The organism is Gottfriedia luciferensis, assembly GCF_001712755.1.
Lineage (GTDB): Bacteria > Bacillota > Bacilli > Bacillales > Bacillaceae_G > Gottfriedia > Gottfriedia luciferensis_B.
In genome coordinates this window covers 95,654-110,281 of record NZ_MDKC01000035.1, presented here as the reverse complement: position 1 = coordinate 110,281, position 14,628 = coordinate 95,654, and the positions used below count along the sequence as shown (strand labels likewise).

Genomic DNA, 14,628 nt, shown 5'->3' with positions numbered 1-14,628 from the left:
CAAAGTATTTCTGGGGACATGCCCGTGCCTATGTTGACGAGATGAGATATGTTGAAAACTAAAATAAAAATTAAAAATTCGAAGGGAGAAAAAATGAAAACGAAGCTAAAGGGAAGATATGTGATTGGGTTTGACGGAAGTGAACATGTCATATTGGAAAATGCAGAGATTGTATATGAAAAAGAGACAATTTTGTATGTTGGAAAAAACTATACAGAAGAAGTAGATCAAGTAATTGACGTTGGAAACGCAATCCTTAGTCCTGGTTTTATTGATTTAAATGCCTTAGGTGACATTGACCATGATATTTTGCATTTAGAAGCGAAATCAAATAGACAAAAAAATCTCCTTTGGTCGGAGGAATTTGTAAAAAATGGACATCATGAGCTAATGAGTGAGGAGGAAGAAGCATTTAAATCTTTATATGCTTATTCGCAGCTTATTTTAAATGGAATTACTACTGCTATGCCGATTACATCCGTTTTTTACAAAAATTGGGCTGAAACTTTTGAAGAGTTGGAAGCTGCAGCGAATCATGCAGGAAAATTAGGATTGAGAATTTACCTTGGACCAAGCTATCAAGCTGGAATTAGAGTTGTCGAACCAGATGGAAACATTAAAATTCATTGGGATGAAAAAGCGGGCGAGGAAGGATTAGAAAGAGCAGTAAAGTTTGTTGAAACCTTCGATGGTGCATTTGATGGATTGGTCAGAGGGATGTTAGCTCCAGAAAGAATAGAATCACAGACTGAAGAAATATTGATAAAAACAAAATATTATAGTGACAAATTAAACGTTCCAATCAAGCTCCATGCTGCGCAAGGAAGTTTTGAATTTAATACTATTTTAAAAGAACACGGAGTTACACCAATTAAATATTTATATAATCTTGGATTTTTAGGTCCAAATACAGGAATACCCCACGCTCATTTTGTATCGGGCTATAGTGGAGCGAATTACAATATTGATAATGACATTTCACTTCTGAAAGAAACAAATACTACTGTTATCCATTGTCCACTTATTATAGGAAGACACGGAGAAGGACTTGAATCATATGCAAAATATAGGAAGGAGGGAGTCAATATTGCATTAGGTACTGATACTTTCCCTCCAGATATTTTTCAAAATGTACGTACTGGTAGTATGCTTTCAAGACTTGTAGAAAAAGAAGTTGAAGGATCGACATACGCTGATTTCTTCAATTCTATCACTCTAGGAGCAGCGGCATTTCTGCATCGCGAAGATATAGGCCGAATAGCAGTCGGAGCAAAAGCGGATATCATTGCGATTGATTTAAATGGATTCCATATGGGCGTTATTGATGACCCAATTCGTACTATGTTTGTAAGTGGTTCAGGTAGAGATGTAAAACTATCAATTATAAATGGAAGAATTGTGATGAAAGATCAAGTAATTCCTAATCTTGATATAGAGGTATTAAAGCAAAAAGGTCAAGTGTATTTTAATAAGATGAGAAGAGGATATATGGAAAGGGATTACGAACAACTTCCTGAAAATGATCTATTTCCATCATCTTTTAAAAGGCTTGAATCAATTAAAGAACTAGAAGCAAAGTCAAATAATTAAAAATAAGTAAAGAAACTGAAAAAACAGGTAAAGATATTCAAAAATAATTATCAGAATATTTTATATAATTAGATAAATATTTGTAAGACAAACTTTAAACAGGGAGGCAGTGCCATTGAAACTAAAATCAGGAATAGGTAAATGTTTACTAGTATTATTTTCTGCTATCACAATTACAGGATGTTCATCTAATCAAAACGTAGGTACGAAAGCAAATGGACAAGCAAATGATTCCAAAGGAGGAAGCACGCTAGTAATTGCTCGGTTATCAGATGCCGAAAATTTAGATCAGCAATTTATGTCTACAATAAATGCAGCAAGCGTTACCCATCATAAAATTTATGAAGGTCTAGTCCAACGAGATGAAAATAATGAAATTCAACCAATGCTAGCAGAGTCATGGAATCAAATCAATGATAAAACTTGGGAATTTAAACTACGACATGATGTGAAGTTTCACGATGGTACACCATTTAATGCAGAGGCTGTAAAGAAAACATTTGATCGTTTATTAGATCCTAAAGTTGCTTCACCAAGAGCAGTTGTATTTAAAATGGTAAAAGAAGTTAAAGTAGTCGACGAATATACTGTTCAATTTATTTTAAGCGAACCATTCTCACCACTTCTTTCAATTTTAGCAAATCATGAAGGTGGAATTATAAGTCCTAAAACAATTGATAAATATGGTAAAAACATTATTCAAGAACCAAACGGAACAGGTCCATTTAAATTTAAATCATGGTCTCCAGGACAGGATATTATACTAGTTAAAAATGAAGATTACTGGGGGAAAAAACCAAAGATTGATAAGGTTGATTTCAAGGTCGTTCCAGAAGACTCAACAAGAATTTCAATGATTGAAACAGGAGAAGCTCAAATAGCAGAACCACTCCCAATAGCAGTTATGAATCAAGTTGAATCATCCTCGGCTATGGAAGTATACCGAAGTGAAGGTTACGGAACAGAGTATATCGGATTCAATGTAACAAAAAAACCGTTTAATGACGTACGAGTACGTAAAGCAATCGCTCATGCAGTTGAAATGGATTCGATTATTAAAGGTGTATTTAATAATGTTGGTAAAAAAGCAAATTCAGCAATGGGCTCAAAAGTATTCGGATACGATGAGCAATTAAAAGCTTACAATTACAATTTAAAAGAAGCAAAGAAACTATTAACAGAAGCAGGATATCCAAATGGATTTGATGCAACGATCCTTACGATGGATAGTAAAGAAAGAGTAAATTTAGCAGAAGTTATTCAATCACAATTAAAAGGAATTGGCATTAATTTAAAAGTACAAGTGATGGAATACGGTTCGTTTGTTGAAAAAGTAAATAAAGGACAATCAGAAATGTTTATTATAAGCTGGAGAAACGCAACAGGAGATGCTGATTATAATCAGTACAACCTATTCCACTCAGACTCACGCGGAGCTGCAGGAAACACATTCTTCTATAGCAATCCAAAAGTTGATGACTTAATTAATGCTGGAAGAAAAGAAAAAGACGAAGCAAAACGAAAAGAAATTTACGCTAAAGCACAAGAAATTGAAATGGATGATTCACCTTATATTCCTGTAAGAGTAATCGAAAATGTCGCTGCAATCTCGAAAAATGTAAAAGGCTTCTCAATAAGCCCTTCAGGCTATTTAGAGATTAACGATGTAACAATTAAATAATCTGATTTTTCTGCAAGTGAAGGTTCATCCTGATTTAGGGGTGAACTTTCTTTCTTGTTGAAAAACATACTCAGAACAGGTCCATGAGGAAGTAAAACAGTAAAAATGTGAAAGTAACTTACTCATAAAGGGTTCATGAGTAAGTAAAACAGTAAAAAGAAGAAAAGTACTTACTCATAAAGGGTTCATGAGTAAGTAAAACAGTAAAAAGAAGAAAAGTACTTACTCATAAAGGGTTCATGAGTAAGTGAAACAGTGAAAAGAAGAAAGTAACTTACTCATAAAGGGTTCATGAGTAAGTAAAACAGCAAAAAGAAGGAAAGTACTTACTCGTAAAGGGTTCATGAGTAAGTAAAACAGCAAAAAGAAGGAAAGTACTTACTCATAAAGGTTTCATGAGTAAGTAAAACTGCAAAAAGAAGGAAGGTACTTACTCATAAAGGGTTCATGAGTAAGTAAAACAGCAAAAAGAAGAAAATAAGTTCCACGTAGATTGTAACGGATCTCGACTGGGAGATGCGAGGCCTGAGATCCCACAGGCACACTCCGAGGAGGCTAAAGAATCTCGCCCCCATGGAAAGCGAACATCCTGAAATGGAAATCAACTAACATTAACTTGTTTTACCCCAACACTCAAAAGGTTTACTTTTTTATTGATGACATCGACAAGTAGTAAAAATACCTTAAAAATATGTAAATATACTAAAATCAAAATATTTCAAACAGACTTATAATTAAAATAGAATCAAAATTTAATGTGGGATGGAAGGGTGAGTATATTGTCAAAATCGTATTGGTTAACAAATGTGAGTCTGGAAAATGGTTTTACTTATAATGACAATGAAGTTATCAACGGAACTGCAACTGGAAAGTACAATGTTAAAATTGAAAATGGAAAAATTGCATCTATTCAATTAGTTAGTGATTTAATTACAGATCAATTGCCTCAATATGATGTGCAAGGCCTTCTAATGGTTCCTTCATTTAAAGAAATGCATATTCATATTGATAAAACTTATTATGGTGGACCATGGAAAGCGTGTATGCCAGCAACAAATGGTGTAAAAACACGTATTGAAGAAGAGCAAATTTTATTACCAAAATTATTACCAACTGCTAAAGAAAGAGCAGAAAAAATGCTAGATCTATTATTAAGTTACGGTACGACTCACATTCGTACACATTGTAATATTGATCCAGTCATCGGGTTAAAAAACTTAGAAGCAACGCTGCAAGCTTTAGAAGGATATAAAGATAAATTAACACATGAAATTGTTGCATTTCCGCAACACGGACTATTAAGAAGTCACTCTGTCGAACTAGTAAGAGAAGCGATGAAATATGGAGCAAATCTAGTAGGTGGTGTTGATCCAGCTTCAATCGATGAAAACATCGAACGTTCTCTTGAGACGATTATGGAGATAGCAGTTGAATCAAATTCTGATATCGATGTTCATTTACATGATCCAGATCATCTTGGATTATTTACAATGCAAAGATTAGCAACATTAACTGAAAAAGCAGGTTGGCAAGGAAGAGTTACAGTAAGTCATGCAAGTGGTTTAGCAGATCTTTCTGTTCCAGATGCTACTGCGATTGCTGAGAGATTTGCTGATTTAGGCATTTCAATTACTTCTACGGTTCCAATTTTTAGAACAATTCCAATTCCTTTACTAAGTGAAAAAGGCGTAAAAGTTGAACTAGGTAATGACAGCATTACAGATCATTGGACGCCATTTGGAATTGGAGATAATCTTGAAAAAGTTGGACGACTTGCTGAAAGATTTAGATATATTGAAGAAAAAACACTTGCTAATAGTCTTGGATTTATTACAGGCGGGGTAACCCCTTTAAATAATGAAGGTGAAAGAGCATGGCCAAATATTGGAGATGAAGCAAATATCGTACTTGTAGAGGCTACTTGCTCAGCTGAAGCAGTTGCGAGACGAGCAAAACGAGCTGCAGTTATATTTAAAGGTAATGTTGTAAGTGGTTCAATTTCAAATCTTGAATCAACAACAGTTTAAGTTTTATTAAAGAGAGTGATGAGATGAATCAATCATATTGGCTTAAAAATGTAAAACTTGATAGCGGATTTGTATTTGAAGATGGAAAAATTGAACGTACTGAGACTACTCTTTACAATTTACGAATTAATGATGGCAAAATTGAACAATTACAATTGGCGAATTTTCCATTACAAACAGATCTACCAGTTCAGGACGCAAAAAATTTACTGGCTTTACCTGCTTTTAAAGAAATGCATAATCATTTAGATAAGACCTATCTTGGACTTCCATGGAAGGCTTGTATTCCTGCTGCAAATTTAGTAGAGAGATTAAATTTAGAAGCAGCTGAACTTGTTGAACTAGCTGAAACAGGTCAACATCGTGCTGAACAAATGCTTCATCTATTATTAAAAGGTGGCGCAACCCATGTACGATCACATGTTAATATTGATCCGTATATTGGCTTGAAAAATTTAGAAGAAATTCAAAAAGCACTTTATACGTATAAAGATAAAATGACCCACGAGATTGTTGCCTTTCCTCAGCATGGATTACTTCGCACAAATAGCAAATCATTTATGAAAACAGCGATGCGAGAGGGAGCAACGATTGTCGGAGGATTAGATCCTGGTGGTATTGATCAAAATATTGAACTTTCATTATTTGAAATGGTTGATCTAGCAGTACAGTTTGATGCTGATATAGATATTCATATTCATGACCCAGGCCATCTTGGTTTTTATACAATACAAAAACTAGTTTCATTTATTGAACAAGCTGGTTGGTATAATCGCGTAGCAGTAAGTCATGCATTTGCGCTTGGTGACGTACCGCAGAATGAATCAGTTGAAATGGCTAGCAAACTAGCAAGCTTAGGCGTATCAATTATGTCGACTGTTCCGATTAATAGAGTAATGCCTCCTGTTGATTTACTACATTCAAAAGGTGTACAAGTTGCTTTAGGTTGTGATGGTTTCTATGATTCTTGGTCTCCACATGGAACAGGAGATATGTTAGAAAAAGCAGGAAGATTAGCTGAGAGATATAATTGGAAAGATGAATACGGACTATCTCAAACATTGCAATTTATTACGGGTAGGGTAAGGACTCTTGATGAAAAGGGTAACCAATTATGGCCAAATGTAGGAGATGACGCAAACATGGTTTTAGTAGATGCATCATGTTCTGCTGAGGCTGTAGCAAGACGTGCAAAACGTGCTGCTGTTATTGCTAATGGAAATATTGTTTATGGTGAACTAAAGTTATGAATCAGTTTTGAAATAAAGTATTGATTACAAGAAGGGGTGAAATTCATGAAATCTAGCTATTGGTTAAAAAATGCTCGATTAGAAATTGGGTTTGAAAAAGAAGATGGAAAAGTGATCGGTACTGCTACTGAATTATTTCATCTTTTTATAGAAAATGGAAAAATCACTCGAATAACAAAAGAAGAAACGGATATTACTAGTGAATTTACAGTTCAAGATGCAGACGGATTACTAGTTTTACCTTCTTTTATTGAAAAGCATGTACATCTTGATAAAACTTTAATGGGAGATGTATGGAGGGCTTGTACGCCAACTTCTAGTGTAATTGATCGATTTGAAAATGAAAAAATGGTATTACCAACAATTGCTTCAAGTACGAAGGAGCGAGCAGAAGCTTTACTTGAAATCCTTTTAGCTTCAGGCTCTACACATGTAAGAACGCATGTAGATATTTACCCAGAGGTTGGAATAAGAAATTTAGTGCAAGTCGAACAAGCCTTAACTAATTATTCGAATCGACTTAGCTCAGAAGTTGTAGCATTTGCTCAGCATGGTTTATTAAGATCAAATGCATTCAATTATGTGAGAGAAGCATTAAGAAATGGAGCAGGAATTGTTGGCTCAGTAGATCCTGCTGTTGTAGACCAAAATATTGAAGAGTCATTATATCAGCTTTATAATTTAGCAGTTGAAGCTGATGCAGATATTGATATACATTTACATGATCCAGGTCATTTAGGAACATTTACGATGAAGCGTATAGTAGAATTTACTAAGCAAGCAGGCTGGGAAGGCAGAGTAGCTATCAGCCATGCATTTGGAATAGGTGATGTTCCAAGAGAAGAAGCATTTGAACTAGCAAACAGCTTTAGAGACGCAGGAATTTCGATTGTTACAAGTGTACCTATTAATAGACAAATGCCTCCAGTTGATTTACTAAATGAACGCGGAGTCGAGGTAGCTGTGGGGAATGATAATATTTTTGATGTTTGGTCTCCACTCGGAACAGGAGATATCCTTGAAAGAGCGGGAAGACTAGCTGAACGCTTTAGATGGATTGATGAAGTATCACTAGCGCAAACATTAAAATATATTACAGGTGGAAAAACTCCTTTAGATATAGAAGGAAATCAAGTATGGCCAAAAATAGGTGATTCTGCAAATCTAGTTTTAGTTGAAGCAAGCTGTTCGGCAGAGGCAGTTGCTAGACGCTCAAATCGAAAAGCAGTAATTTATAATGGGAAGATCGTTAGTGGTTCCTTAAGTGAAGAAAGACTGATTCGTAAATAAATAGAGCAATTAGAAAGAATTCGATAGGAAAATGCTAAGTGGGCTTCCGCTAAACCCACTTAGCTAAGAATAAAAAAGGATGCCAAAAAAAGCCTCCCCAAGGAAAATAAACATCCAAACATAGACTTTAAACTACCTATCCAGTTCGGAAAAATAGGAACAAAGCTTTGTAAAAAGCCTAAATAATAGAAGAAAAAGGATCTCTAGAATTTTCTAGATTTCCTTTTTCATTTTTTCACATTAAGAAAGGATAAATTTAGAATGGCGTAGCCAATTTTAGGAATTAAGTATACGTACAATTATGACTCTATTTTCCCTAAAGGAAGGTTAGGCGAAGAGTTTTCTTTAAAATAATTGAGAAAGCAGGCTGTAAAATGGTTCGTTCTTATCTATTATTACTTTTCTGTGTAATCTGTTGGGGAAGTAATTTTATTTTTGGTTCAATACTAGTAAAAGAATTTCCACCAGTGTTATTGTCAGCGTTAAGATTGTGCTTTATATTACTCTTTATGGCTTTCTATGCATTAATGAAGAAAAAGTGGAAAAAGATTAAGACAAAAGATTGGTTTATGATTATTTTACTTGGGTTAATTGGTACTTGTATTAATCAATGGTCATTTTATTCCGCTTTAGAAACAACCCATCCTACAACTTCTGCATTAATACTTGCGCTTGCTCCTCTTACTACATCTTTTTTAGCTTCAATATTTTTAAAGGAAAGACTAACAAAAGGTTTTGTATTAGGTTCAATTATAGCTTTTATAGGTGTGTTTTTTGTCATTACAAACGGACAAAAGCTTCAAATTACAATTGGCTTGATTTGGATTTTTCTAACTATGCTCACGTTTTCAATCTCGATTATTATGATTAAGAAGCTTACGGTAAACTATGAATCCACCACAATTACGCTTTACTCGAATTTTATTGGTTTTGGAGGTTTATTACCGATTGCGCTTTTTTCAGAAACGACCGTGGCTTTGAGTAAGGAAGCGATGCCTTGGATCCTATTAATTGTAACAGCGATTGTTATGCATGGAATTTGTACTTTAATTTGGAATCATCAAATTCAAATTGTCGGAGCATCAAAAGCGGCTATTTTTCTTAACTTAGAACCTTTTGTTGCAATGCTAGTTGGATTGATTATTTTAAAAAATAATATTACTTCATCTCAACTTTTAGGTGGAGCACTCATTATTATTGGTGTTTTTCTTTCAACTTCATTAAAATGGAGAAAGGCGACTAAAGACCCAGTCTATATAAAAGACACAAAGAATTTTTAAGCAAGAGGAGGAGGAAACTATGAAAAACGTGAGAGTTTCTACTACTCTTTTTTCATCGGTTCAATGGCTATTTTTTATTTTTGCGAATACGATTGTAGTTCCCATATCAATAGGAGCTGCATTTCATTTGCCTTCAGATGTTATTGAAAGTACAATCAGAAGTTCACTCATCTTTACTGGTATTGCATCCGTTTTACAAGGATGGCTTGGTCATAAATATCCGGTCATGGAGGGGCATTCTGGTTTATTATGGGGCGTTATGCTGAATTTAGGATTATCAGCTTCTGCTTTTGGGTTAAGTTATACAGAAATAGGAGGAGGAATGGCAACAGGATTTATTGCAGCAGGTATTGTTACTTTACTTTTATCTGCATTCAATTTGATTTCATTTCTTCAAAAAATCTTTACCCCAATGGTTATGACAGTTTATTTATTTTTACTTTCATTTCAGCTCATATTTGTATTTTTTAAAGGAATGCTTGGAATTACAAGTAAAGGTGAAATCAGTATAGCGGTTAGTATACTTTCTTTATGCATCGTATTATTTGTTAGTATTTTAAAATTAAAAGGTTCTCGTATTATTAGCAATTTTTCAATATTAATTGGCATTATCGTAGGGTGGTTATTCTACTCGATTTTATTTGGATCAGATGCAAAAGAAGTAGGGGCAGCAAGTGCGCATTTTTCTTTATTCCCTTTAGGAGCACCAAATTTAGAAATAGGTATCATTGCGATTTCATTTTTTGCAGGAATTATGAATTTAAGTAATACATTTGCATCAATTAAAGCTGCGTCTGATTTATTAAAAGAAAAAGCGAGTACAAAACAATATCGTTTTTCACTATTTTTCACAGGCAGCTTCACAATTATTGCTACATTATTTGGAATTGTTCCATACACTCCATTTACATCATCGCTTGGATTTTTGCAAAGTACTCAAATATATGAAAGAAAACCATTTATCTATGGGGGAGCACTGCTAGCAATAATTGGCGTACTTCCGCCATTAATTTCATTTTTAGCAACTATGCCTGTAACAGTTGGAAATGCAGTATTATTTGTTGCATATCTTCAATTGTTTGGAACAGCATTTAGTAGTACAAATGGAAAAGTATTTACATCAGATACAATTTTTAGACTGGCAGCCCCGGTTTTAGTTGGGGTAAGCTTAATGAATATTGCTCCTGGTACTTTTGGAAATTTACCTATGATTGTTCAACCATTTTTAACAAATGGACTGATTATGGGGGTAATTCTTTCAATTTTATTAGAGAAGTCGATTAACTGGAATCAGTTTGAGAAGGTAAAAGGATAAAAAATGGCTCGAGGAAAATATCCTCGGGCCTATTTTATTAAGAGAAATTAACTAATTTTTGAAGCTCTTTTGTAAATTTAGTACTTGTATGACTAAGCCATCTTTTTGGAACAATTAGATGCTTACAATTCATACTATTTAAATAGCTGTAAATAATTTGAGCTTCGTCGATTTCATCGCGGCTTACATCTATAGAAGATTGGTTATTATTATATTTGAAGTAATCAAGTGAATTTGAATATATTTGCTTAATTAACTGATCAAATGAATCGTCTTCAATTTCTACCAATTCACAATGCAATATTTGTGTCCTATGGATCAGAAAATACTTAAATTTGTTGTTTTCTAATTGTTCAATTGTAATAATATTATGATTTTTTTCAGTAAATTCGATTAGTTTTTCTTTATTTATTAAAGACTTAACCATTTCAATCCAATCCCTGTATTTTGCTGCAGCCTCAAAATCAAATTGTTCAGATGCTGATAACATAAGCTTTTCCATTTCTTCAAGCAGACTCATGTCGGTACGATTAAGAAATCGAATAACTTTATCAATTATCATATTGTACTCTTCAAGCGCTGATCCACCTAGACAAACTCCATTACATGTCCCTAATGAATAATTTAAACATGCGCTATTCTTAACTGCCAGATGGCCACAATTAATTTTAAAGCATTCCTTAATGCCGGTAACTGCTCTTTCAATAGTACTTCTACTTGTAAAAGGACCAAATATTAATACATTTTCACTTTCAATAGGCTCGTAGCTAATCTCAAAAGAAGGAACTTTTTTATTTAAGTTGATGACTAAGTAAATAAAAGATTGTGGACTTTTCATCATACGATTATACATTGGTTTAATTTCTTTTATTAAATGACATTCTAGCATGAAAGCATCGAATTCTGTATCAGTCAATAAATAGTCAAAATCCTTTAAATGGGTTACCAGTTTTTTCACTTTTGGTGAATGTCCCTTTGAATTTTGAAAATAAGATTGAACGCGTTTTTTTAAGCTTTTTGCTTTTCCGACATAAAGGATTTGACCTTTTGAATCTTTCATTAAATAAACGCCAGGGGATAACGGCAGATTTTTTACTTTTTCTTGTAGATTAATAGTAGTTCATCCCTTTTCTTGTAAGTATAATCTCATTTTAACATGAGAAATGAATTAAAAGTCAGCACAATTATGTGGAATAACTTCATCAAAACTTTATATAAAAAACATAATTTAAAGTCATTAATACACGCATAAAAGAACGACTACACGCGTAAAAATTGACTACAGATGATTTAAAGGAGAAGTGATCTTGATGAAAACGATCTATACGACATCCTCTTTCTCCAATTGGATTCTAGCTTGTCTTGTTAATGTATTAATAATTTGGTTATGTAGTTTATTTGCTCATTTAGTCAACTGGAAGTATGCTGACATGGGGTTCTTCCTATACTTTGTCATTCTAGTATTCTATATTATTTGTTTAAAACTGAATGAAGGATTCCCAGCACTTTTTCGGAAATTTGTACTCCGCAAAAAATTCGATTTAGTTAAAGTATCTGCTTATGAAGTAACTATTATTCTAGTAGCTATTTTTCACGTAGTAAGAGCGATTGTGATTTATAAGGATGCTCTTAGTTCCGTGTTTTGACCTGACCTTCATAAAAAACGAGGGAATCCTAATTGTCTGACTACTTAGGAGAACCCTCCTTTTTTATTTTATTGGAAAAAAATAATATTAAAGAATCTCAAATAAAAAAGAGTGATGACAAAACAGCTTGAGCTGCAAATAAGTCTTAGAGTACCGCAAATAAGGAGCCATTCTGTGCAAATAAACAGCGTACTGCAAATAAAATCTGAAAATCGCAAATAAAAATAGCAAAACTGCAATTAAATTTAGAGAATCGCAAATAAAAATAGCAAAACTGCAATTAAATTTAAGAGAATCGCAAATAAACTTAATAATTACCTATACTGGTTAGGGTATTTAGACCTGAAAGTTGAACGATTGTAGACACTTTCAATGTAAAGATGCTCTAATTCTTACAAAATCAAATAAAAAATTCATAAATTCCGTTAATGTTGGATGAATTATCCCAACTATAATAAAAAACGTAGCTAAGAAAGCTCAATTACTGTTCAAGACAATAATATGTTGTACTTCCCCACAATAAATTTTTAGATAAGGATCGTAATTACTGTATAATCTTCATAGGTGATGAAAATGTTTTTAAAAAAAATTACACTTTTGCGCGATGATATTAATTTTTTTAGCCAATATCCGTTTTCAATTCCTTCAATTAAATCATTTGATGAATTGAACATAAAAAGTAATGTTACCTTTTTTGTAGGTGAAAATGGTTCTGGAAAGTCTACTTTATTGGAAGCAATTGCTGATAAATGTGATTTTAATACAGCAGGCGGAGGCCGTAATAATAATTATGAAGTTTTTGCATCTGAGTCACAACTTGGAAATTACATTAGACTTTCTTGGTTGCCGAAAATTTCGAATGGATTTTTCCTAAGAGCGGAGTCATTTTACAATTTTGCTACTTACTTAGATGAATTAGAGGATCCAAATAATGAAAAATATGACAGCTACGGAGGACAGTCTCTCCATAATCAATCACATGGGGAATCATTTTTGTCCCTGTTTTTAAATCGCTTTAATGAAACGGCAATCTATTTGTTAGATGAGCCTGAGGCAGCGTTGTCTCCAGCTAGGCAGTTATCATTTTTAAAAATAATTCATGATTTAGTTGAAAATGAAAATTCACAGTTCATTATTGCAACGCATTCTCCAATTCTTCTTGGTTATCCAAATGCAGATATTTTAAGCTTTGATCATGGAGAAATTTCTAGAATTGATTATGAGAATACAGATCACTATCAAATTACTAAATATTTTTTACAAAACAGGGAAAAGTTTTTAAGTGATTTGTTGAGAGATGATGAGTAAAGCTAAAAAACTCAGTTCACTAGGTGAAACTGAGTTTTTGTTTATTCTCTTATTCTTCTAATTCATCAGGTAAAATAAATTGCCCATTTTCGTCAGCGTGAAGATCAACAACTTTAAAAATAGCATCTAAATTCAATGGTCCATAAATATGAGGAAATAATTGGCCAAAGTTTTCAGTATCTTCATATACGATTTTTGATTTTGTTTTTTCCTCATTAATACAAAGTATTTTTAAATCAGTTGCACCTTTAAAGAATAAGTTTGCGATTTCAACAGTTTGCTTGAGGGTTGAACAATGGATAAAGCCTTCGTTGTTTAAACTATCAGGTGCATATTCACCTGAATTATTTGCATTTTGCCAGTCTTTGTTTCCAATAATATGTAAAATCATTTTGATTCTCCTTTACTAATTCTCAAAGTATAATTTAATTTTTCTTTTCATATCTTCTTTATTTTCCGCAAATTGTTTATGTCGATGTCCATTCCCGCCAGATGTATGGGGGAATCCGTATAAAATGGCGTCCGAGTTTAAATAATCATTCGTTGTTAGATAGGTTAGAACTTTTGAAACATTAACTCCTAACGGGATAATGAGGGGACTTTCTAGTCTTATGATTTCCGCAGCAAATGTATTAACAATATACTTTTTAAGTAGATCGGTTCTTAAAATATTCGGGGTTGAACCATTATAGTTTTTCCCTTTATAAAAAACTGGGTATTTAATGACAGAGGTCGTTTGTACTAAATGACTAGCCGTACTAAAAAGTTCGCTAGTTGAATTTAATCCAAGATAATGATGTAATTCCAATTCATCTAACATAGCAATTAAATTTTTTCGCATCGGTCCTTCGAAGCTAGAATTCTTTTTAACTTCATGTAAAATTTCTTCGTCATCCATCACTTCGTCTTTAAGGCTAATGACAGTAGAATAAGATTGTTTCATTTGATGTAAGCCGGGAGTAATCCCAACTATGATGACTTTAGCTCGCTCATTAATGTACTCAAAAGGTGCATAATAAATTTCTAAATTTTTCTTTTCATCTTTATCTACTAAAAATTTTTCACTTTTTAATGTACTAGTTTCAAGTGAAGGAGATAAAGAAGAGATTAACGTTTTATATTCTTTAAATTTTGCATTAGCCAAGATTGCCATATTTGGTCCTCCATCAAAACTATTTATAGTTCATTGTATCGAAAGTTCTCCGTTAAATCCAACTATCTCCTAACTAGCCTTTCAAGTA

12 protein-coding genes are annotated in these 14,628 nt (G+C 33.2%); 9 read left to right on the top strand and 3 right to left on the bottom strand.

Translation table 11 applies throughout. From position 1 onward, the window contains the following. Nucleotides 1-93: 93 nt before the first annotated feature. The 7 genes from BED47_RS19900 (at nucleotide 94) to BED47_RS19870 (ending at nucleotide 10,433) form a co-directional block, all read left to right on the top strand. The gene (locus BED47_RS19900; RefSeq protein WP_069035224.1) at nucleotides 94-1,590 is read left to right on the top strand and encodes an amidohydrolase family protein; all 1,497 of its coding nucleotides are present in this window, start codon (nucleotides 94-96) and stop codon (nucleotides 1,588-1,590) included. 115 nt (nucleotides 1,591-1,705) lie between these two features. Continuing rightward, on the top strand, nucleotides 1,706-3,271 hold the full coding sequence (locus tag BED47_RS19895; protein ID WP_069035081.1) for a glutathione ABC transporter substrate-binding protein: 1,566 nt from the start codon (nucleotides 1,706-1,708) through the stop codon (nucleotides 3,269-3,271). 755 nt (nucleotides 3,272-4,026) lie between these two features. Then, nucleotides 4,027-5,298: an amidohydrolase family protein gene (locus tag BED47_RS19890; RefSeq protein ID WP_439097797.1), complete on the top strand. Its 1,272-nt coding sequence runs from the start codon at nucleotides 4,027-4,029 to the stop codon at nucleotides 5,296-5,298. A gap of 23 nt (nucleotides 5,299-5,321) precedes the next feature. After that, nucleotides 5,322-6,548, top strand: coding sequence for an amidohydrolase (locus BED47_RS19885; RefSeq protein WP_069035079.1), 1,227 nt, complete (start codon nucleotides 5,322-5,324; stop codon nucleotides 6,546-6,548). A gap of 45 nt (nucleotides 6,549-6,593) precedes the next feature. Further along, nucleotides 6,594-7,838 carry an amidohydrolase gene (locus tag BED47_RS19880; RefSeq protein WP_025568505.1) on the top strand — a complete coding sequence of 415 codons (1,245 nt, stop codon included), beginning with the start codon at nucleotides 6,594-6,596 and terminating at the stop codon, nucleotides 7,836-7,838. 374 nt (nucleotides 7,839-8,212) lie between these two features. Then, nucleotides 8,213-9,118, top strand: a complete 906-nt coding sequence (locus BED47_RS19875) for a DMT family transporter (protein WP_025568504.1) — start codon at nucleotides 8,213-8,215, stop codon at nucleotides 9,116-9,118. A gap of 19 nt (nucleotides 9,119-9,137) precedes the next feature. Next, nucleotides 9,138-10,433: a uracil/xanthine transporter gene (locus BED47_RS19870; protein WP_069035078.1), complete on the top strand. Its 1,296-nt coding sequence runs from the start codon at nucleotides 9,138-9,140 to the stop codon at nucleotides 10,431-10,433. A gap of 37 nt (nucleotides 10,434-10,470) precedes the next feature. On the opposite strand, the gene BED47_RS19865 is transcribed toward BED47_RS19870, so the two are convergent. Beyond that, complete coding sequence (locus BED47_RS19865; protein WP_353616543.1) at nucleotides 10,471-11,520, bottom strand: GIY-YIG nuclease family protein; 1,050 nt, start codon at nucleotides 11,518-11,520, stop codon at nucleotides 10,471-10,473. Nucleotides 11,521-11,740: 220 nt separating this feature from the next. Here BED47_RS19865 and BED47_RS19860 point away from each other — a divergent pair, with 220 nt between their 5' ends. Together BED47_RS19860 and BED47_RS19855 are read left to right on the top strand one after the other, a co-directional pair. Next, nucleotides 11,741-12,079, top strand: coding sequence for a hypothetical protein (locus tag BED47_RS19860; RefSeq protein ID WP_139116378.1), 339 nt, complete (start codon nucleotides 11,741-11,743; stop codon nucleotides 12,077-12,079). Nucleotides 12,080-12,652: 573 nt separating this feature from the next. Beyond that, nucleotides 12,653-13,387: an AAA family ATPase gene (locus BED47_RS19855; protein WP_069035076.1), complete on the top strand. Its 735-nt coding sequence runs from the start codon at nucleotides 12,653-12,655 to the stop codon at nucleotides 13,385-13,387. Nucleotides 13,388-13,436: 49 nt separating this feature from the next. On the opposite strand, the gene BED47_RS19850 is transcribed toward BED47_RS19855, so the two are convergent. Beyond that, a complete protein-coding gene (locus tag BED47_RS19850) occupies nucleotides 13,437-13,778 on the bottom strand; it encodes a DUF952 domain-containing protein (RefSeq protein ID WP_084007007.1) in 342 nt (113 codons plus the stop codon). 15 nt (nucleotides 13,779-13,793) lie between these two features. Next, the gene (locus BED47_RS19845; RefSeq protein ID WP_084007006.1) at nucleotides 13,794-14,540 is read right to left on the bottom strand and encodes a hypothetical protein; all 747 of its coding nucleotides are present in this window, start codon (nucleotides 14,538-14,540) and stop codon (nucleotides 13,794-13,796) included. Between the last annotated feature and the right edge of the window lie 88 nt (nucleotides 14,541-14,628).